This is a genomic window from Streptomyces sp. NPDC006743 (assembly GCF_040703815.1).
Lineage (GTDB): Bacteria > Actinomycetota > Actinomycetes > Streptomycetales > Streptomycetaceae > Streptomyces.
Window position 1 is genome coordinate 288,933 of the sequence record NZ_JBEYJA010000004.1, and the last position, 18,101, is coordinate 307,033.

Here is an 18,101-nt window from a genome sequence, read left to right on the forward strand (position 1 = left end):
ACATCCACGCACTGATACTCCCTGCCCGGGGGGTGTCCATCCGCGTAGACTCCGCGCGTGGCCAAGGTGACTCGGGACGACGTGGCGAGACTGGCGGGGACTTCCACCGCCGTGGTCAGTTATGTCATCAACAACGGACCCCGGCCGGTCGCCCCGGCCACGCGCGAGCGCGTCCTCGCCGCGATCAAGGAACTGGGGTACCGCCCCGACCGGGTCGCCCAGGCCATGGCCTCGCGGCGCACCGACCTGATAGGCCTGATCGTCCCGGACGCCCGCCAGCCCTTCTTCGGGGAGATGGCGCACGCGGTCGAGTGGGCGGCGGCCGAGCGCGGCAAAATGGTCCTCGTCGGCAACTCCGACTACGTCGCCGAGCGCGAGGTCCACTACCTGCGCGCCTTCCTCGGGATGCGCGTGTCGGGCCTCATCCTCGTCTCCCACGCGCTGAACGACCTGGCCGCCGCCGAGATCGACGCCTGGGACGCCCGCGTGGTGCTGCTGCACGAACGGCCCGAGGCGATCGACGACGTCGCCGTGGTCACCGACGACCTGGGCGGCGCCCAGCTCGCCGTGCGCCACCTCCTGGAGCACGGTCACGACTACGTCGCCTGCATGGGCGGCACCGCGGACACGCCCGCCGTGGGCGACCCCGTCTCCGACCACGTCGAGGGCTGGCGGCGCGCGATGGCGGAGGCCGGGCTCACCACCGAGGGACGGCTGTTCGAGGCGCCCTACAACCGCTACGACGCCTACCGGGTCGGTCTGGAGATCCTCGCCGGTCCCGACCGTCCGCCGGCGATCTTCTGCTCCACCGACGACCAGGCGATCGGCCTGCTGCGGGCCGCGCGGGAGCTGCGCATCGACGTGCCGGGCGAGCTGGCGGTGGCCGGGTTCGACGACATCAAGGAGGCCCCGCTCGCGGACCCGCCGCTCACCACGGTCGCCTCCGACCGGTCCGCCATGGCCCGCGCGGCCGTGGACCTGGTGCTGGACGACGGGCTGCGGGTCGCCGGGTCACGGCGGGAGCGGCTGAAGGTCTTCCCGTCGCGGCTGGTGGTCCGCGGTTCCTGCGGCTGCGGCTGACCTCCGGCCGCGGGCCACGCCGCCGTGCCCCGCTGCGGTGCCGTGCCCCGCGCCATGCTGCCGTGCCCCGCGTCGGCCGCGTCGCGCGCCGCCGCCACCCGGTGCTGCCCGCCCCTCACGGCCCGCATCTTTATATCGGGCATACGAGGTTCTGTCGGGCTTTTCAGCGTGGACTCAGGAAGCTCTCATGAACGCGGGTCACTCTCAATGACATGACCGAGAGCATCCGCCGCAGCGGCGAGTACGAGTACCCCCAGGGTGACGGACAGGCCCCGACCGGCTCCGCCTCGCCCGTGAACCCGGAGTGGCCGCCCCCGCCGGCCTACCCCCCGGCGCACGCTCCCGCGCAGTCCCCCACCGCCGGTCCGGGCGCGTACGGCACTCCCGGCGCGCATGGCGCGTACGACGCGTACGTAACTCACGGTGCGCCCGGCACGCACGGCGCGTACGGCGCGCACGGTGGTGGGAACGACGGCGGCACCGCTCTCCTGCCCGCCGCCGCGGCCGGCTCCGCCCCCGGGCCCAGGAAGCGCGCCCGGGGACCGCTCGCGCTGCTCGCCGCCGTGGCCATCGCGGCGGCGGCCGTCGGCGGCGGCACCGCCTACGCCTTCCAGCAGCTGACCGGCAAGGACACCGTCGCCTCCAGCAGCACCAGCACCAACGTGGTGCCCTCCAGCCAGCGCGGCAGCATCGCGGCGATCGCCAAGGCGGTCAGTCCGAGCGTCGTCGAGATCACGGCCACGCTGGACAACGGCACCTCCACCGGTTCCGGTGTGGTCATCAGCAGCGGCGGCGAGGTCGTCACCAACAACCACGTGATAGCGGGTGCCTCGACGGTCAAGGCGCGGACCAGCGACGGTGACACGTACACCGCGCGGGTGGTCGGCACCGACAGCTCCAAGGACCTCGCGCTGATCAAGCTGGAGGGCGCCTCCGGCCTGAAGCCCGCGGCCCTCGGCAACTCCGACGGGGTGGCGGTCGGCGACCAGGTCGTCGCCATCGGGTCCCCCGAGGGCCTGACCGGGACCGTCACCAGCGGGATCGTCTCCTCGCTCAACCGGGACGTGACCGTGTCCACCGAGGAGGGACAGAGCCAGCAGCAGGGCGACGGCCAGTGGCCGTTCGAGTTCGGCGGCCGGCACTTCAACGGCGACACCGGCTCCTCGACCACCACCTACAAGGCGATCCAGACGGACGCGTCCCTGAACCCGGGCAACTCCGGCGGTGCGCTGATCGACGCCAACGGCAACATCATCGGCATCAACTCGGCGATGTACTCGGCGGCGGCCGCGTCGGACTCGTCCAGCGCGGGCAGCGTCGGCCTCGGCTTCGCCATCCCGGTCAACACCGTCAAGGCCGACCTGGCCAAGCTGCGCTCCGGCGCACAGAACTGACCCGCCCCGTTCCGGCCGGCCCCGCACCCCGGAGGCGTCCGGCGACCGACAACGGGCAAACGGCAACCGACAACTGACAACCGACAACCGGCAGGACGAAAGAGGACCCGCAGGACGAGAACGCGCACCCCCCACGACAAGGAGCACGTCATGATCCAGCAGCTCACGCACCAGACGACCGGCACCCCCGACGACAGCGCCCGCGCGGACATCCCCGTGAGCCGCGCCCCCCGGACCGCCCCCGCCCCCGCCGCGGCGGCCGTCCCCCACCTGATGGGCCTGCGGATGCCCGCCACGCGCCCGCACCGTCACAAGGTGCCCCTGGGACGGCTGACGGCCGTGGCGGCCTGAGCGGCCGCGCGCCGCACGGCGGGTGTCGGACATGCGAGTCTGGGAGCGTCCCCTCACGGGCCTGGCAAGCGACCCACCGGTCGTCCCGCCAGGCCCGGCCGGCCCCGAGGAACCCGAGGAACCACGACCGATGAGCCCCGCCGACGGCGACCGCGACCGCGACGACCGCGACCGTGCCGCCCAGCGCATCCTGATCGTCGACGACGAGCCCGCCGTGCGCGAGGCCCTGCAGCGCAGCCTCGCCTTCGAGGGGTACGACACCGAGGTCGCCGTGGACGGCGCGGACGCCCTGGAGAAGGCGGGCGCCTACCGGCCCGACCTGGTCGTCCTCGACATCCAGATGCCCCGCATGGACGGCCTGACCGCCGCCCGCCGGATCCGCGGCGCCGGCGACACCACCCCGATCCTCATGCTGACCGCGCGGGACACCGTCGGTGACCGGGTGACCGGCCTGGACGCCGGGGCGGACGACTACCTCGTCAAGCCGTTCGAGCTGGACGAGCTGTTCGCCCGGATCCGCGCGCTGCTGCGCCGCAGCTCGTACGCGGCGGCCGTGGACGACGCGGTCGACGAGGGGGACGTACTGGCCTTCGCCGACCTGCGCATGGACCTCGCGACCCGTGAGGTGACGCGCGCCGGACGCCAGGTGGAGCTGACCCGGACCGAGTTCACGCTCCTGGAGATGTTCATGGCGCACCCGCGCCAGGTGCTCACCCGGGAGCAGATCCTCAAGGCGGTGTGGGGCTTCGACTTCGAACCGTCGTCGAACTCCCTCGACGTCTACGTGATGTACCTGCGGCGCAAGACCGAGGCGGGCGGCGAGCCGCGCCTGGTGCACACCGTGCGCGGGGTCGGGTACGTGCTGCGGCAGGGCGGCGCGGAGTGAACAAGGCGGTGCGCCGGTTCCGTTCGCTGCCGATCCGCTCCCGGCTCGCCCTGCTGGTGGCGGCGGCGGTGGCGTTCGGCGTGGCCGCGGTGTCGGTGACGTGCTGGTTCATCGTCCAGGGGAAGCTGATCCAGCAGATCGACGAGGACCTGAAGGCGACCAGCAGGCCGGTCAGCTCGCAGAGCGTGGCGAACCTGCTGGCCGACTGCACCACCACGCCCCGCCCCTCGGACGACCGCGGCCCCGGCTCCGCCGACTACTACGTCCAGGTGATCAGCGCGACCGGCGGGACCTGCGTCTTCACCAACTCCGTCGGCACCGTCCGGGTCACCGGCGCGGACGCCGGGATCGCCCGGAACGCCGGGCAGGGCATCGAGCGGCTGCACGACGGCACGGACACCGACGGCAATCCCGTACGCGTGCTGACCTCCCCGCTGCTCATCGCCTCCCCCGCGGGCCCCCAGCTGTACCCCGGGCACGCGCTGCTGATCGCCACGCCGCTGAAGGACACCGACAAGACCCTCAACGACCTGGCGCTGCTGCTCCTGCTCGTCTCCGGGATAGGAGTCGTCGGCGCGGGCGCCGCCGGGCTCGCGGTGGCCCGCGCCGGTCTGCGGCCGGTCGACAAGCTCACCGAGGCCGTCGAGCACGTGGCCCGCACCGAGGACCTGACCATCCGCATCCCCGTCGAGGACGACAGCGAGGACGAGGTCGCGCGGCTCTCACGCTCCTTCAACTCGATGACCGCGTCCCTGGCGTCCTCCCACGACCTGCAGCAGCAGCTGATCGCCGACGCGGGCCACGAACTGCGCACGCCCCTCACCTCCCTGCGCACCAACATCGAACTGCTCACCCGCAGCGAGGAGACCGGCCGCCCGCTGCCCGAGGCGGACCGCAAGGCGCTGCTGGCGTCCGTGAAGGCGCAGGTGACGGAGTTGGCCGCGCTGATCGGCGACCTCCAGGAGCTGTCCCGTTCGGAGGGGCAGCGCGGCGAGCGGATCCAGGTGATCGCGCTCCAGGACACCGTGGAGGCGGCGCTGCGCCGCGCCCGGCTGCGCGGCCCGGAGCTGTCCCTCACCGCGGATCTCGAGCCCTGGTTCGTCCGGGCCGAACCGGCCGCCATGGAACGCGCGATCGTCAACATCCTGGACAACGCGGTGAAGTTCAGCCCCGAGGGCGGCACCGTGGAGGTGCGGCTCACCGACGGCGTCCTCACGGTCCGCGACCACGGCCCCGGCATCCCCGCCGACGAACTCCCGCACGTCTTCGACCGCTTCTGGCGCTCCCCGAGCGCCCGCGCCCTGCCCGGCTCGGGTCTCGGCCTGTCCATCGTCGCCCGCACGGTCCGCCAGTCCGGCGGCGAGGTGACCCTCACCCGGGCCGAGAACGGCGGCACCTTGGTGACGGTCCGCCTCCCGGGTGCGCCCACCCCGCCCCCCGAACTGCCCTGACGGCCGCGGCGTCCGGCTCGCGGCCTCCGGCAGCCCGGCCGCTCCCGACGGCCGGCCCGTTCGAGGACGTGTCTGATCACGGGGAGCGGACCGGGGCGACACCGCCGTGTCCGGGCGCCCGCTCTGTACTCTCGAAGGCATGACCAGCGACGAGACCGCACCGATCGCCCGCTCACTGGAGACGCTCTCCGCCCTCGCCCCGGACCAGGCCGACGCCGTGCTCGCCCTGCTGGCCGCGGCGGCCCACGACGACGGTCAGCAGGCGGTGTCCGAACAGGGGAGGCTGCACCTGCGCGGCGGTGCCCGCGAGGGCGTGTCGCACCTGCTGCTGCGGGTCGACGGCGACCTGGTCGGCTACGCCCAGCTGGAGGACACCGACCCGGTGGAGGCGCCCGCGGCCGAGCTGGTCGTGCACCCGGCGCACCGCGGGCACGGGCACGGCCGGGCGCTCGGCTCGGCGCTGCTCGCCGCCTCCGGCAAGCGGCTGCGGGTGTGGGCGCACGGCGGGCACTCCGCCGCCCGGCACCTGGCGCAGGTCCTCGGGCTGACCCTCTTCCGCGAACTGCGGCAGATGCGCAGGCCGCTCGCCCATTTCGAGCTGCCCGAGCCGGTGCTCCCGGAGGGCGTCACCGTGCGGGCGTTCGTCCCCGGCCAGGACGACGCCGCGTGGCTCGCCGTGAACGCGGAGGCGTTCGCCCACCACCCCGAGCAGGGTTCCCTCACCCAGCGGGACCTGGACGCCCGCAAGGCCGAACCGTGGTTCGACCCGAGCGGGTTCTTCCTGGCGGAGCGGGCGGGCCGGCTGGTCGGTTTCCACTGGACCAAGGTGCACGCCGAGGAGGGGCTGGGCGAGGTGTACGTCCTCGGCGTGCGGCCCGGCGCGCAGGGCGGCGGCCTCGGCAAGGCGCTCACCGTGACCGGCCTGCGCCACCTGGCCGCGTCGGGCCTGCCGACCGCCATGCTGTACGTCGACGCCGACAACAAGGCGGCGGTCGCGGTCTACGAGCGGCTGGGCTTCACCACGTACGAGACGGACCTCATGTACCGGACGGAGATCTGAGGACGCCGTGCCGGGCGCCGGGGGCCGGTGGACCTGGCCGGTCACGGCGCCGGCGGCGGCGCGCCAGGGGTTCCGGCTGGCACGCCGCCCAGGTCGCCGCCGCCGCGCCCAGGACACCCGCCCACCAGTGGTGCGCCACCGCCCAGTTGGGGTCGGCCGGGTCGGGCAGCAGGCTCCACCGGTGCGGTGCCAGCAGCGCGGCGACCGCGAGGACGAGCAGGGCGAGCGCGGTCGTGGCCCCCGGTCCCGGCTCCGCGCACCAGCGCACCGAGAGCGCCGCGAGAGCGAGCGCCGCCGCCGCGACGGCCGCCGCCTCCAGGGTGAGGGCGCCGGCCGGCGGGCGCACGGGGCCCGGCACGAGGAGCAGTGCGGCGCCCCACCACAGCGCGGCGAGCGGGGCGATGAGCGCCAGGCGCAGTCCGGTGCGTACGGGCCGCCGTACCGGGACCGCCGAGGTGGTGTCCCGGGCGGGGTCGTCGAGCAGGAACGCCAGCCCGAGTCCGCCGACCAGGGCGACCAGGCGCAGCACCGCCGTCCCCTCGGACGGCCCCTGTCCCGCGCCGGACGGCAGCCGAAGGCTCCCGGCGCTCAGCAGTCCCAGCGCGGCCGCCGCGGCGAGCACCCGCCGGGGCAGGGACCGCCACACCGGCCCCAGCAGGGCGCCGGCCACCGAGATGGTGCCGCCGGGGGCCGGCGGGGCGCCGGCCGGCCGGGGCGTGCCGCCGCCGTGCCTCATTCCTCGCACGAGTTCCCCGCTCCCTTCCCGCGGCCCACGCCGGGCACGCCCAGCAGGCCGGCGACGCGGGCCGTCGACGTGCCGGGCGCGGTCAGTTCGGCCCAGTGCGCCTTCACGGCCGAGGCGGCCTTCGCGCGCGGGCGCTCCAGCAAGGTCCGTACGACCGTGGTCTGGGCGGCGCTCATCCGCAGGCCGCCCGTGGGCGTCAGCACGGAGGCGCTGCCCTCGGTGCTGTCGTCGAGCCGGACGTCGCGCAGGGCTTCGAGGGGGTCGGTGGAGGCGCCCAGCGCGAGCCACATGACGGTGACGACGCGGCCGTCGCACACCTCGGCGCCCGCCCGTTCGTCACCGGCGACCAGGACGGAGGCCAGGCCCACGGAGAACTCCGGGACGCGGTTGCCGCCCCAGCGGGTGCGGACCGTGGCCGTGCCGGGTGCGGTGAGCGGGTCGTAGGCGCTGCTGCCCTCCAGGCCGTAGCGTGCCTCGACGCGCTGGCGCACCGTCAGCGGCCGGGTCGCGGCGCCGGGGCCGGCGAGGGAGCGGACGCGGTCGACGGCCTTCGCCCAGTCGCCGGTGCGGCCGGCCCACTCGGGCAGCGCACAGTACGTCGTCGCCCCGTGCGTCACACAGGTCTCCGCCGTCTCCGGGTGCTCGGTCACCTGGGCGCGGGCCGCCAGGAGCGCGGCGGACGGGCCCGGCGACTGTCCGGCGATCCCGGCGGCGGTGGCCGCGAGCGCGAGGACGGCGAACGCCTTGACGCGCGGCGAGCGGCCGCCCGAGCGCAGCAGCGCGGCACCCAGCAGGAGGCCGGCCAGACCGGCCAGGTAGAGGGCGTGCCAGGCGGCCGGGCGGCCCACCAGGGCGGACGGGAACGGGTCGGCGCCCTCCTCGGTGACGACCGGGAACAGCCAGCGCCGCCAGTGGGTTCCGTCCGCGCCCGTGGTGAAAAGGGTGGCGACCAGGAAGCCGCCGACGGCGACGAGCGGTGCGGCGAGCGGGGAGGGGACCAGCCGGGCCAGGAGCACGCCCGCGACACCGGCGAGCAGCACGACCAGCGGGGCCACGGCGAGTTCGGCGGCCGAGCCGTGGCCGACCGCGCCCGGCGCGAGCGCGTCGCAGGTGAAGCGGACGGCGACGACGAGGCCGGTGAACAGCGCGAACGGGACGACGGACAGGGCGTGGGCGAGGGTGCGCCGCCACGGTTCCATGACCAGGGTGGTGAAGTGCTCGTCCGTGCCCCGGTGCCGTGAGCGCAGCACGGCCCGGTCGGCGCAGACGAACAGGGCGAGCCCCAGCAGCAGGGCACCGCTCTGGGTGGCCCGGTCGGCGTCCTGGAGGGCGGGGTGGTCGGCCATGCCCTCGCGGCCGGTCAGCTCGTGCCAGCCGGCGTGGCCGGAGTACGTCTGCCAGGCGGTGGCGGCGGCGTACACCGCGAAGAAGAGCAGCACGAAGGGCCGGCGGGCCAGCAGGCGCGTCTCGGCGCGGGCCAGGGCGAGGACGGCACGGGCGCGCGAGGCCCCGGGTGCCCCGCCGGCGGCGGCCACGGAGGCGGCGGGTGGGGGTGCCGTGGTGGTGGTCATCGGGCCGCCGCCTTCGTGCCGGAGTCGTCGAGGGTGAGCAAGTAGCCGTCCTCCAGGGTGGGTTCGAGCAGGCGGGCTCCCTCGGGCGGGTCGCCGACGTTGCGGAAGTCGCCGGTGCCGGTGCGCCATCCGGCGCGGGCGGCCGGATCGCGTTCGGTGCTGCTCCACACCCGGCCCGCGGCCCGTGCGGTCAGTTCGGCGGGGGTGCCCTCGAAGCGGATCCGGCCGCCGGCCAGGACGATCACCCGGTTGCAGAGCATCCCGACGTCCTCGGTCTGGTGGGTGGACAGCAGCACGGTGCGGCCCTCGGCGGTGCGGGTGACCAGGTCCCTGAAGCGCATCCGCTGCTCGGGGTCGAGGCCGACGGTGGGTTCGTCCAGGACGAGGAAGCGGGGGCCGCCGACGAGCGCGGCGGCGAGGGCGACGCGCTGTCGCATGCCGCCGGAGAGCTTCTTGATGCGCCGTCCGCGGACGTCACCGAGGCCGGCCTCCTCCAGGACGCGCCGCACCTCCTGGTGGCGGGCGCCGCGGTCGGTGATCTCCTTCAGGATCGCGACGTAGTCGACGAACGCGAACGCGGTGAAGTCCGGATGGAAGCCGGGGTCCTGCGGCAGGTAGCCGAGCAGGCGGCGCACCGCGAGGCGGCCGTCGGTGGTGCCGGGGTCGTGGCCGAGCACGGTGAAGGCGCCCCGGTCGGCGGTCGCGGCGGTGGCGAGCACCCGCAGCAGCGTGGTCTTCCCGGCCCCGTTGGGGCCGAGCAGCCCGGTGATGCCCTCCTCCAGGCGCAGCGACACGTCGTCGAGGACGGCGGTGCCGCCGTAGCGGAGGGTGAGCCCGGAGGCGGAGACGGTGACGGTCACGAAGCACTCCCGTGCGAAGGATCGGTGCGGTTCACGTGGGCGGGCCGGCCGGACACGGCGGGGGCGGCGCCGGCCTCCCGTACGGAGGTCACGACGGGACCCCGACCGGAGGTCACGACGGGACCCCGACCGGAGGTCACGACGGGTCCCCGTACGGCAGGCCGCCGTGCGGGGCGCGTGCCGGGGACAGGTCGAAGCGGTCCCGCAGGCGGTAGAGGAGGACGGCGGCGAGGACGGCGACCGCGGCGGCCGTGCCCTGTCCGGCCGCCGTGAACGGCGGCAGGGGCGCCTCCCCGTGCCGGGTCGCCTGCGCCACCAGCACAAGGGCGGTCCAGACGCCGCCGGTCAGGGCGGGGGCGAGGACCGGACCGAGCCGGGGGGTGAGGGCGAGGCCGGTCGAGGTGAGGGCGAGCGCGGGCAGCAGCCAGCCCAGGGCGCGCAGCCCGTAACCGGGCAGGGCGAGGGTGGCGAGGCCGTTGACGACGAGGCCGGTGGCCAGGACGGCGACGGTGCGCACCATCACCAGCCGGAACCCGTGCAGCGGGGCCACCACGGCCGTCTCGTACGCCGGGTCGAGCGCGGGTCCGTAGGCGAGCGCCACGCCCGCGAGCGGCAGCAGCGGCGCGAGCGCGAGGAACAGGGTCGGCGAGTCGGGTGCGCGCACCGTGTCGGACAGCGCCGCGGTCATCACCAGCACCGCGGCGACCGCGATCAGCCACGAGCGGCGCAGCACCGGAGTGGCGGCCAGCAGCCGCGCGGTGTGGTCGGCAACGCCGCAGCGCAGCAGCAGCGCCTCCAGCGGTCCGGGGCGGGGCGCGTCCAGTTCGGCGTCCAGCCGGGCCCAGCCCTCCTCCAGCGCCAGCGGGTCGGCGAGCGCGGCGAGCCGGGCCCGGCACCGGGCGCAGCTGGCGAGGTGGGTGTCGGCGGACCACAGCAGCGGCGGGGCGAGTTCGCCGCGGTCGTAGGCGCGCAGGTGTTCGTCGGTGACGTGCCAGGTCTTCCGGGGTGTCGTTCCGCCGCTCATGCCAGCGCCTCCCGCAGTTGCTTGCGGGCGCGCAGGGCCCGCGTCTTGACCGTGCCGGGCGGGATGCCGAGCAGGACGGCCGCCTCCCGGGTGGTGAGTCCGTCGACGACGGTGGCCTGCAGGACGGCCCGCAGTTCCGGTGAGAGCCGGGTGAGGGCGCCGGCGAGGTCCCCGTGCTCGACCCCCGCGAGCACGCGTTCCTCGGCGGACGCCTCGTCGCGGTGGCGCAGCCGGGCCAGGGCCTGGCGCAGCCGGCCGCGCGCGCCGTCGCCGCGCAGGGCGTCGATCAGGCGGCGCGAGCCGATCCGCCACAGCCATCCGGCCGCGTCCTGGGCGGCCGCCTCCTCGCGGTAGCGGGCCTTGCCGTGCCAGACGGCGAGGAAGGTCTCCTGGACGACGTCGTCGACCGTGGCGGGGTCGGCGCAGCGGCCGCGCAGCCGCGCGGTCAGCCACGGCGCGTACCGCCGGTACAGCTCTTCGAAGGCGCGCCGGTCCCGGTCCGCCGCGATCGCCCGCAGCAGCTCCCCGTCGCTTCTCGTTCCGCTCACGTCTCCTCTTCGCACGGACCCCGCGGTCCGGTTCACGCCCGGCTCACGGGACTCCGGCACGGGCGGGCCGGGCCGCGGGCCGGGGCGTTTGACTTTCCCGGCCATCTTGCACCACCCTTTCACTACTCAATTAGTGAAAGGGTGGTGCGCGGGGGTGCTCGAATACCGCATCGACCGGCACAGCGGGGTGGCCACCTACATGCAGATCGTCCAGCAGACCAAGCAGGCCCTGCGCCTGGGCGCCCTGCGGCCCGGCGACCGGCTGCCCACGGCCCGCGAGGTCGTGGAGGCCACCGCCATCAATCCCAACACCGTGCTCAAGGCCTACCGCGAGCTGGAACGCGAAGGACTGGTGGAGGCCCGCCGCGGCCTCGGCACCTTCGTACGCCGCTCCCTGGGCACCGCGCCCGCCGACGACTCCCCGCTGCGCGCGGAGCTGGACGGCTGGGCCGCGCGGGCTCGCGCGGCCGGCCTGGACCGCGACGACGTGGCCGCACTCTTCACCGCCGTACTCGACCGACACTTCGCCCCGCGCGAAGAGCACCTCCAGGGAGATCCCTCATGACCGACACCGGCACGGCACTCGAGGCGGCCGCGCTGGGCAAGCGGTACGCCCGGCGCGCCAAGGGCTGGGCGCTGCGCGAGTGCACCTTCCGGCTGCCCGCCGGCCGCGTCTGCGCCCTGGTCGGCCCCAACGGGGCGGGCAAATCCACCCTGCTCACCCTCGCCGCCGGTCTGGTCGCCCCCACCGAGGGCCGGGTCACCGTCCTCGGCACCGACCCGGCGAGCGCCCGCACCCGTGTCGGCTACGTCGCCCAGGACAAGCCCCTCTACCCGCAGCTCACCGTCGCCGAAACGCTGCGCATGGGCGCCGACCTCAACCCGGGGCGCTGGGACGCGGCCGGCGCCGAACGGATCGTGGCCGCCGGCGACCTCGACCCGAAGGCCCGCGTCCGCGCCCTGTCCGGCGGCCAGCGCACCCGGGTCGCGCTCGCCCTCGCCCTGGGCAAGCGGCCCGGACTACTGCTGCTCGACGAGCCGATGGCCGACCTGGACCCGCTGGCCCGGCACGACCTCATGGGCGTCCTGATGGGCGAGGCCGCCCAGCACGGCACGACGATCATGCTGTCCTCGCACGTGGTGGCCGAACTGGAGGACTCCTGCGACCACCTGCTGCTCGTCGGCGCCGGCCGGATCCGGCTGGCCGGCGAGATCGACGACCTGCTCGCCGCCCACACCCGCGTGACCGCGCCCGCCGGCACCGCCGCACTGACCCGGCACACCGTCGTCGAGTCCCGCACCACCGGCCGCCAGGTCACCGCGCTGATCCGGCCCTCGGGCGCCCTCCCCGAGGACTGGCGCACCGCCGCGCCCAGCCTGGAGGAACTCGTCCTCGCCCACCTGCGCAACCCCTCGGCCCCCGCCCTGGACGGGTCCGGCGAGAGCCACGCGCCCCAGGAGAACCGCACGATCCAGGAGAACCGCGCATGACCGCCCTGACCACCCCGGCCGGCCCGGCCCCCGCCGCCGCGCCCCGCGCCGGCCGGCCGCACCTGGTGCGCTGGCTGCTGCGCCTGCACCGCCCCGCGCTGTACGTGTGGACCGGGCTCGTCCTCGTCCTCGCGGCCGGACTGCTGTGGCTGTGGGGCCCGCTCACCGACGCCTCGGCGAGCGCCTGGCGGCAGTACGGCGCCTGTGGCATGTCCCCGCGCTGCTCGTACGACCAGGACGCGATCCTGCGTTACAAGGACGTCTACAACTACACCACCCTCGCCCTCAACGCCCTTCCGCTCCTGGTCGGCGCCTGGGCCGGCGGCTCGCTGTTCGGGCGGGAGCTGGAGAGCGGCACCGCGCGGCTCGCCTGGGCCCAGGGCGTCACCCCCGCCCGCTGGCTGGCGACCCGCCTGGCGGTCCCGGCCGCGCTGGTCGCCGTGGGCACCGGCCTGCTGGTGCTGCTGCACAACCGGGCCTGGTCGGCGGCGCGCGGCCGGGTCGACACCGCCAAGAGCTGGACCGACACCTGGACCCTGCACGCCAACGGGCCCACCACCGTCGCCGTCGCCCTGGCCGCCCTCGCCGCGGGCGCGCTGGCCGCCCTGCTGTGGCGGCGCACCCTGCCCGCGCTGGTCACCGGCCTGTGCGCGGCCGCCGCCCTGCGCGGCGTCGCCGGCCTGGCCCTGCCCCACATGTGGCCCGCCGTCACCCGCGTCACCACCCTGGAGCAGGGCTACGCCGGCGGCGGGATCCAGCTCGGCCACGGCCTGGTCACCGCCACCGGCGCGCACGTCCCCGACCCCGGCTGCGCCTCCCCGGACCCGGGCGCGTGCGCCTCGGCGTACGCGAAGCTGCACGCCACCGGCTTCTACACGCAGAGCCAGCCGTTCTCCCACTTCTGGCCGCTGCACCTCACCACCAGCGCCCTCGTCCTGGTCCTCGCCGGCCTGCTCGCCTGGGCCGCGTTCACCGTGCTGCGGCGCGGCACGCGCCTGGGGGCGCCCGTCCGCAAGGGGGCGGGCGCGTGAGCACCGCACTCGTCCGGGGACTGCCCCGCGCGGTCCTCACCGTGCACCGCGCCGCGCTGCTGGTGTGGGGGGCGTTCGTGGCCGGCACGATCGGCTGGCTGGTGTGGCTGAACGAGGTCACCGCCGAGCGGGCGCACGCCTCCGCCTCGCCGTTCGCCGCCCTCGACTACAGCGATCCGACCGGCTGGATCGCCACGTTCGTCTGCTACAGCTTCCTCGCGGTGGCCGCGTTCGCGGGCGCCTCCCTCGTCGGCCGTGAACTGGAGTCGGGCACCGCCCGCCTCGCCTGGACCCAGGGCGTGAGCCCCGCCCGCTGGCTGACGGCCAAGCTCGCCGTGCCCGCCGCGGCCCTCACCCTCGGCGCCGGCGCCCTCGTCCTGGCCTACCGCTGGGGCTGGGCGGCCCACCGCGACCTGATGCACGACAACTGGTCCTACGCCGACGTCTTCGTGGCCCGCGGTCCCGCCACCGTGGCCTACGCCCTGTGCGCCCTGGCCGTCGGCGCGCTCACCGCGCTGCTCGTCGGCCGCACCCTGCCCGCGCTCGGCCTCTCCTTCGCCGCGATGTGGCTGCTCCACTTCCTCCTGGAGGCCCTCCGGCCGCACCTGTGGCCCGCCGTCACCCGGACCTCGGCGGACCCGGTCGTGCTGCCGCGCGACGCCTACCTGCTGCGGGAGGGCGGGAACGGCGAACGGTACGTCGCGACGTACCACCCGCGCTCCCACTTCTGGCCGCTGCACCTGCTGGAGACCGGCATCGTCCTCGCCGTCACCACCGCGGTCACCGTCACCGCGTTCACGGTCCTGCGCCGCCGCACGGCCTGAACACCACGGCGGGGCGGGCGGGGGCGGACCCCCGCCCGCCCCGGCCGCCCGGGCCCGCCGCGGAGCGCCCCGCACCCCCCGCGAGCCGCCCCCCGCTATCCCGCACGTCATGTCTCCGTAACCGGTGATTCAGACAGGCTTGCGACGCTCGCTCAATGAGACCCGCCGTGCCCGAGCCTTCGCCGCCCCCCGAGGGGTCCGCAGCCGCGCTCCCGCTCGCGCCTTCCGACGCGCCTGCCTTCCCCGCCGCGCGGAAGAATGGATTCATGAGCCAGCCAGACACCCAGGCAGCAGCGCAGCAGGTCCCGCACCACCAGCCCTCCGTGGGCTCCCTCGCGGCCCACCGCCCGCACACCGTGGCCGCGCCCGTCTCCGATCTGGACCCCGACCTCGACGCCGACCTCGACGGGTACGAGGAGGCGAGGGACGGCGAGGACCAGCTGCCGCAGGGCCGCTTCCTCGACCGCGAACGCAGCTGGCTCGCCTTCAACGAACGCGTCCTGGAACTGGCCGAGGACCCGGACACGCCCCTGCTGGAGCGCGCCAACTTCCTCGCGATCTTCGCCAGCAACCTGGACGAGTTCTTCATGGTCCGCGTCGCCGGGCTCAAGCGCCGCATCGCCACCGGCGTCGCCACCCGCTCCGCCTCCGGCCTCCAGCCCCGCGAGGTGCTGGAGATGATCTGGGCCCGCTCGCGCGAACTCATGGCCCGGCACGCCGCCTGCTACCAGGAGGACATCGCTCCCGCCCTCGCGGAGGAGGGCATCGAACTGGTCCGCTGGAGCGAGCTGACCGAGAAGGAGCAGGCCCGCCTGTTCACCCTCTTCCGGCAGCGCATCTTCCCCGTGCTGACCCCGCTGGCCGTCGACCCCGCGCACCCCTTCCCGTACATCTCCGGCCTCTCCCTCAACCTGGCCGTCGTCGTGCGCAACCCGGTCACCGGCCACCGCCACTTCGCCCGCGTCAAGGTGCCGCCGCTGCTCAACCGCTTCCTGGAGAGCTCCCCGGGCCGCTACGTCCCCCTGGAGGACGTCATCGCCGCCCACCTGGAGGAGCTGTTCCCGGGCATGGAGGTCCTGGAGCACCACGCCTTCCGGCTCACCCGCAACGAGGACCTGGAGGTCGAGGAGGACGACACCGAGAACCTCCTCCAGGCCCTGGAGAAGGAACTGATGCGGCGCCGCTTCGGGCCGCCGGTGCGCCTGGAGGTCGAGGAGTCCATCGACCGCGAGGTGCTCGACCTGCTGGTGCGCGAGCTGAAGATCAGCGAGGCCGAGGTCTACCCGCTGCCCGGCCCGCTCGACCTCACCGGCCTCTTCCGCATCCACAGCCTGGACCGGCCCGAGCTGAAGTACCCCAAGTTCGTCGCCGGCACCCACCGCGACCTCGCCGAGGTCGAGTCGGCCTCCCCGCCGGACATCTTCGCCGCGCTGCGCAGCCGGGACGTGCTCCTGCACCACCCCTACGACTCGTTCTCCACCTCCGTGCAGGCCTTCCTGGAGCAGGCCGCCGCCGACCCCGACGTCCTCGCCATCAAGCAGACCCTGTACCGGACCTCGGGCGACTCCCCCATAGTCGACGCCCTCATCGACGCCGCCGAGTCCGGCAAACAGGTCCTCGTCCTGGTCGAGATCAAGGCCCGCTTCGACGAGCACGCCAACATCAAGTGGGCCCGCAAGCTCGAAGAGGCCGGCTGCCACGTCGTCTACGGGCTCGTCGGCCTGAAGACCCACTGCAAGCTGTCGCTGGTGGTCCGTCAGGAGGGCGACGACACCCTGCGCCGCTACAGCCACGTCGGCACCGGCAACTACCACCCCAAGACCGCCCGGCTGTACGAGGACCTCGGACTGCTCACCGCCGACCCGCAGGTCGGCGCGGACCTCTCCGACCTGTTCAACCGGCTCTCCGGCTACTCCCGCCGCGAGACCTACCGGCGGCTGCTCGTCGCGCCCAAGTCCCTGCGCGACGGCCTGGTCTCCCGCATCCGCAAGGAGATCCAGCACCACCGCGCCGGACGGCCCGCGTTCATCCGGATCAAGGTCAACTCCATGGTGGACGAGGCCGTCGTCGACGCGCTGTACAGCGCCTCCCAGGCGGGCGTCCCCGTCGACGTCTGGGTGCGCGGCATCTGCGCCCTGCGCCCCGGAGTACCGGGCCTGTCGGAGAACATCCGCGTCCGCTCCGTCCTCGGCCGCTTCCTGGAGCACTCGCGCGTCTTCGCCTTCGGCGGGGGCGGCGAGCCCGAGGTGTGGATCGGCAGCGCCGACATGATGCACCGCAACCTCGACCGCCGTATCGAGGCCCTGGTCCGGGTCACCGACACCGCCCACCGGGCCGCCCTCAACCGGCTGCTCGAAACCGGCATGGCCGACACCACCGCCTCCTGGCACCTCGGCCCGGACGGCGAGTGGACCCGGCACGCGACCGACGCGGACGGCCAGCCGCTGCGCAACATCCAGGAGACGCTCATAGACGCCCGGAGGCGCCGGCGTGGCACAGCAACACCTTGACCCGACGCAGAACCGCACCACCGCCGGGCCGCCCGCCGCGCCCCGCCCACCGGGCGGCACGCCCACCGCGGACGGCCTCGCGGCCTATCTGCGGGCGCAGGCCACGGAGTTCCTCCGGGCGCTGCGCCTGCACCGCGAGACCGGCCCCGCGGCGGGCGCCGGCGAGGAGGCCGCCGACGCGGCGCGCGCCCTGCGCCGCTCGGCCCGCCGCATCAGCGGCAGCCTGCACACCTTCCGGGGCGTCCTCGACGAGGCCTGGGCCGAGGAACTGCGGCCCGAACTCGCCTGGCTCTCGGGCACCCTGGCCCGCGAACACGCCTGCCAGGCCCGGCTGGACCGGCTCCTCGCGGCCCTGAACAGACTCTCGGGAACGGCCGGCCTCCCCGCGCCCGCGACCGCTCCCGCGGCCTCTCCCGCTCCGGCGCACGCGGTCGCGGGCGGCCGGGCCGCGGGCCACCTGCCGCGGCCGCCCGCGACCGACCGCGGCAACCTCACCGTGGGCGCCGCCAAGGCGGGCGCCCTGCTGGACCGCCAGCTCACCCTGGCCCGCACCCGCGCCCACTCCACCGCCCTGCAGGCCCTGGGGTCGAGCCGCTTCCACGCCGTCGCCGACAAGGTCGCCGTCCTCGCCAGCGACGTCCCGCTCACCCCCGCCGCGCACGCCACGGACCTGCGCGCCCTCGCCGCCGCGGCCGAGGAACGCCTCGCGGACGCGGTCGCCGCCCTGCCGCTCGTCACCGCGGGCAGCCCCTACAACGCGGAGGCCCTCATCCACGGCCTGTCCGCGGACCCGGCCCCGCACCCGCAGGACGCCCCCTGGCACCAGGTCCGCCTGCTGCTGCGCTTGCACCGCTACGCCCAGGAGGCCCTGCACGGCGCACCGGAGGCCGCGCGGACGGCCGCCGACGGCCGGCTGCCGGCGGCCGGGCGGGCCCTGGACCGGCACCGCGACGCCTCGGAGGCGGCGGCGGCCGCGTCCTCGGCGGCCCGCACCCCCCGCATCGCCCCGGCGACGGCGTACGCGCTCGGTGTGCTCCACGCCGACCAGCGGCACGAGGTGGAGGCGGCCAGGTTCGCCTTCCAGCAGACCTGGCTGAAGCAGACCGTGGGCGCCGGCCGGGAAGGGTGACAAGGACCGGACGGACACCGGCGAAGGACGAGAGCGGCGAGGACGGCGAGACCGGCGGCGGGCGCGAGCGGGGGTGGAGCGCGGTGACCTCCGCCGCGGGCACCGCCGCCCGGACGGACGGCCGCGCCCGGCGGAGCCGCCCGCCG

Annotated in this window: 17 protein-coding genes; 12 read left to right on the forward strand and 5 right to left on the reverse strand. The window is 75.3% G+C overall.

The window, feature by feature from the left end:
• Positions 1-57 precede the first annotated feature (57 nt).
• The 6 genes from ABZ719_RS05965 to mshD all read left to right on the forward strand — a co-directional run bounded on the left by ABZ719_RS05965 (position 58) and on the right by mshD (position 6,222).
• Complete coding sequence (locus ABZ719_RS05965; protein ID WP_078884063.1) at positions 58-1,080, forward strand: LacI family DNA-binding transcriptional regulator; 1,023 nt, start codon at positions 58-60, stop codon at positions 1,078-1,080.
• 212 nt (positions 1,081-1,292) lie between these two features.
• Positions 1,293-2,474: a trypsin-like peptidase domain-containing protein gene (locus tag ABZ719_RS05970; protein WP_366723983.1), complete on the forward strand. Its 1,182-nt coding sequence runs from the start codon at positions 1,293-1,295 to the stop codon at positions 2,472-2,474.
• A gap of 150 nt (positions 2,475-2,624) precedes the next feature.
• Entirely contained in the window at positions 2,625-2,825 is a 201-nt protein-coding gene (locus ABZ719_RS05975; RefSeq protein WP_366723984.1) for a hypothetical protein, read from the forward strand.
• 130 nt (positions 2,826-2,955) lie between these two features.
• On the forward strand, positions 2,956-3,711 hold the full coding sequence (locus ABZ719_RS05980) for a response regulator transcription factor (RefSeq protein ID WP_366723985.1): 756 nt from the start codon (positions 2,956-2,958) through the stop codon (positions 3,709-3,711).
• On the forward strand, positions 3,708-5,162 hold the full coding sequence (locus ABZ719_RS05985) for a HAMP domain-containing sensor histidine kinase (protein WP_366723986.1): 1,455 nt from the start codon (positions 3,708-3,710) through the stop codon (positions 5,160-5,162). The genes ABZ719_RS05980 and ABZ719_RS05985 overlap by 4 nt, the downstream gene beginning before the upstream one ends.
• A 139-nt stretch (positions 5,163-5,301) precedes the next feature.
• A complete protein-coding gene (mshD, locus tag ABZ719_RS05990; RefSeq protein ID WP_366723987.1) occupies positions 5,302-6,222 on the forward strand; it encodes a mycothiol synthase in 921 nt (306 codons plus the stop codon).
• Here the strand turns inward: mshD and ABZ719_RS05995 are convergent.
• The 5 genes from ABZ719_RS05995 to ABZ719_RS06015 all read right to left on the reverse strand — a co-directional run bounded on the left by ABZ719_RS05995 (position 6,200) and on the right by ABZ719_RS06015 (position 10,970).
• The gene (locus ABZ719_RS05995) at positions 6,200-6,958 is read right to left on the reverse strand and encodes an ABC transporter (protein WP_366724031.1); all 759 of its coding nucleotides are present in this window, start codon (positions 6,956-6,958) and stop codon (positions 6,200-6,202) included. The genes mshD and ABZ719_RS05995 overlap by 23 nt on opposite strands.
• Entirely contained in the window at positions 6,955-8,538 is a 1,584-nt protein-coding gene (locus ABZ719_RS06000) for an ABC transporter permease (RefSeq protein ID WP_366723988.1), read from the reverse strand. Before ABZ719_RS06000 ends, ABZ719_RS05995 begins: the two co-directional genes overlap by 4 nt.
• Complete coding sequence (locus ABZ719_RS06005) at positions 8,535-9,398, reverse strand: ABC transporter ATP-binding protein (RefSeq protein ID WP_366723989.1); 864 nt, start codon at positions 9,396-9,398, stop codon at positions 8,535-8,537. Before ABZ719_RS06005 ends, ABZ719_RS06000 begins: the two co-directional genes overlap by 4 nt.
• Positions 9,399-9,534: 136 nt before the next feature.
• Positions 9,535-10,422: a zf-HC2 domain-containing protein gene (locus ABZ719_RS06010; RefSeq protein WP_366723990.1), complete on the reverse strand. Its 888-nt coding sequence runs from the start codon at positions 10,420-10,422 to the stop codon at positions 9,535-9,537.
• The gene (locus ABZ719_RS06015) at positions 10,419-10,970 is read right to left on the reverse strand and encodes an RNA polymerase sigma factor (RefSeq protein WP_366723991.1); all 552 of its coding nucleotides are present in this window, start codon (positions 10,968-10,970) and stop codon (positions 10,419-10,421) included. The genes ABZ719_RS06010 and ABZ719_RS06015 overlap by 4 nt, the downstream gene beginning before the upstream one ends.
• A gap of 154 nt (positions 10,971-11,124) precedes the next feature.
• On the opposite strand from ABZ719_RS06015, the gene ABZ719_RS06020 reads away from it, so the two are divergent.
• The 6 genes from ABZ719_RS06020 (at position 11,125) to ABZ719_RS06045 (ending at position 17,955) form a co-directional block, all read left to right on the forward strand.
• Positions 11,125-11,535 carry a GntR family transcriptional regulator gene (locus tag ABZ719_RS06020; protein WP_366723992.1) on the forward strand — a complete coding sequence of 137 codons (411 nt, stop codon included), beginning with the start codon at positions 11,125-11,127 and terminating at the stop codon, positions 11,533-11,535.
• Positions 11,532-12,461: an ABC transporter ATP-binding protein gene (locus tag ABZ719_RS06025; protein ID WP_366723993.1), complete on the forward strand. Its 930-nt coding sequence runs from the start codon at positions 11,532-11,534 to the stop codon at positions 12,459-12,461. The genes ABZ719_RS06020 and ABZ719_RS06025 overlap by 4 nt, the downstream gene beginning before the upstream one ends.
• Entirely contained in the window at positions 12,458-13,492 is a 1,035-nt protein-coding gene (locus ABZ719_RS06030; protein ID WP_366723994.1) for an ABC transporter permease, read from the forward strand. The genes ABZ719_RS06025 and ABZ719_RS06030 overlap by 4 nt, the downstream gene beginning before the upstream one ends.
• Complete coding sequence (locus ABZ719_RS06035; RefSeq protein WP_366723995.1) at positions 13,489-14,316, forward strand: hypothetical protein; 828 nt, start codon at positions 13,489-13,491, stop codon at positions 14,314-14,316. The genes ABZ719_RS06030 and ABZ719_RS06035 overlap by 4 nt, the downstream gene beginning before the upstream one ends.
• A gap of 266 nt (positions 14,317-14,582) precedes the next feature.
• Positions 14,583-16,826: an RNA degradosome polyphosphate kinase gene (locus ABZ719_RS06040; protein ID WP_366723996.1), complete on the forward strand. Its 2,244-nt coding sequence runs from the start codon at positions 14,583-14,585 to the stop codon at positions 16,824-16,826.
• Complete coding sequence (locus ABZ719_RS06045; RefSeq protein WP_366723997.1) at positions 16,807-17,955, forward strand: CHAD domain-containing protein; 1,149 nt, start codon at positions 16,807-16,809, stop codon at positions 17,953-17,955. Before ABZ719_RS06040 ends, ABZ719_RS06045 begins: the two co-directional genes overlap by 20 nt.
• The last annotated feature ends 146 nt before the right edge of the window (positions 17,956-18,101 follow it).

What these genes read in the sequence shown, in the direction of transcription:
- ABZ719_RS06000 (WP_366723988.1), bottom strand. Translation starts at nt 8,538, where the DNA reads ATGACCACCACCACGGCACCCCCACCCGCCGCCTCCGTGGCCGCCGCC.
- ABZ719_RS06025 (WP_366723993.1), top strand. Translation starts at nt 11,532, where the DNA reads ATGACCGACACCGGCACGGCACTCGAGGCGGCCGCGCTGGGCAAGCGG.
- ABZ719_RS06010 (WP_366723990.1), bottom strand. Translation starts at nt 10,422, where the DNA reads ATGAGCGGCGGAACGACACCCCGGAAGACCTGGCACGTCACCGACGAA.
- mshD (WP_366723987.1), top strand. Translation starts at nt 5,302, where the DNA reads ATGACCAGCGACGAGACCGCACCGATCGCCCGCTCACTGGAGACGCTC.
- ABZ719_RS05970 (WP_366723983.1), top strand. Translation starts at nt 1,293, where the DNA reads ATGACCGAGAGCATCCGCCGCAGCGGCGAGTACGAGTACCCCCAGGGT.
- ABZ719_RS05980 (WP_366723985.1), top strand. Translation starts at nt 2,956, where the DNA reads ATGAGCCCCGCCGACGGCGACCGCGACCGCGACGACCGCGACCGTGCC.
- ABZ719_RS06040 (WP_366723996.1), top strand. Translation starts at nt 14,583, where the DNA reads ATGAGCCAGCCAGACACCCAGGCAGCAGCGCAGCAGGTCCCGCACCAC.
- ABZ719_RS05995 (WP_366724031.1), bottom strand. Translation starts at nt 6,958, where the DNA reads ATGAGGCACGGCGGCGGCACGCCCCGGCCGGCCGGCGCCCCGCCGGCC.
- ABZ719_RS05975 (WP_366723984.1), top strand. Translation starts at nt 2,625, where the DNA reads ATGATCCAGCAGCTCACGCACCAGACGACCGGCACCCCCGACGACAGC.
- ABZ719_RS06030 (WP_366723994.1), top strand. Translation starts at nt 12,458, where the DNA reads ATGACCGCCCTGACCACCCCGGCCGGCCCGGCCCCCGCCGCCGCGCCC.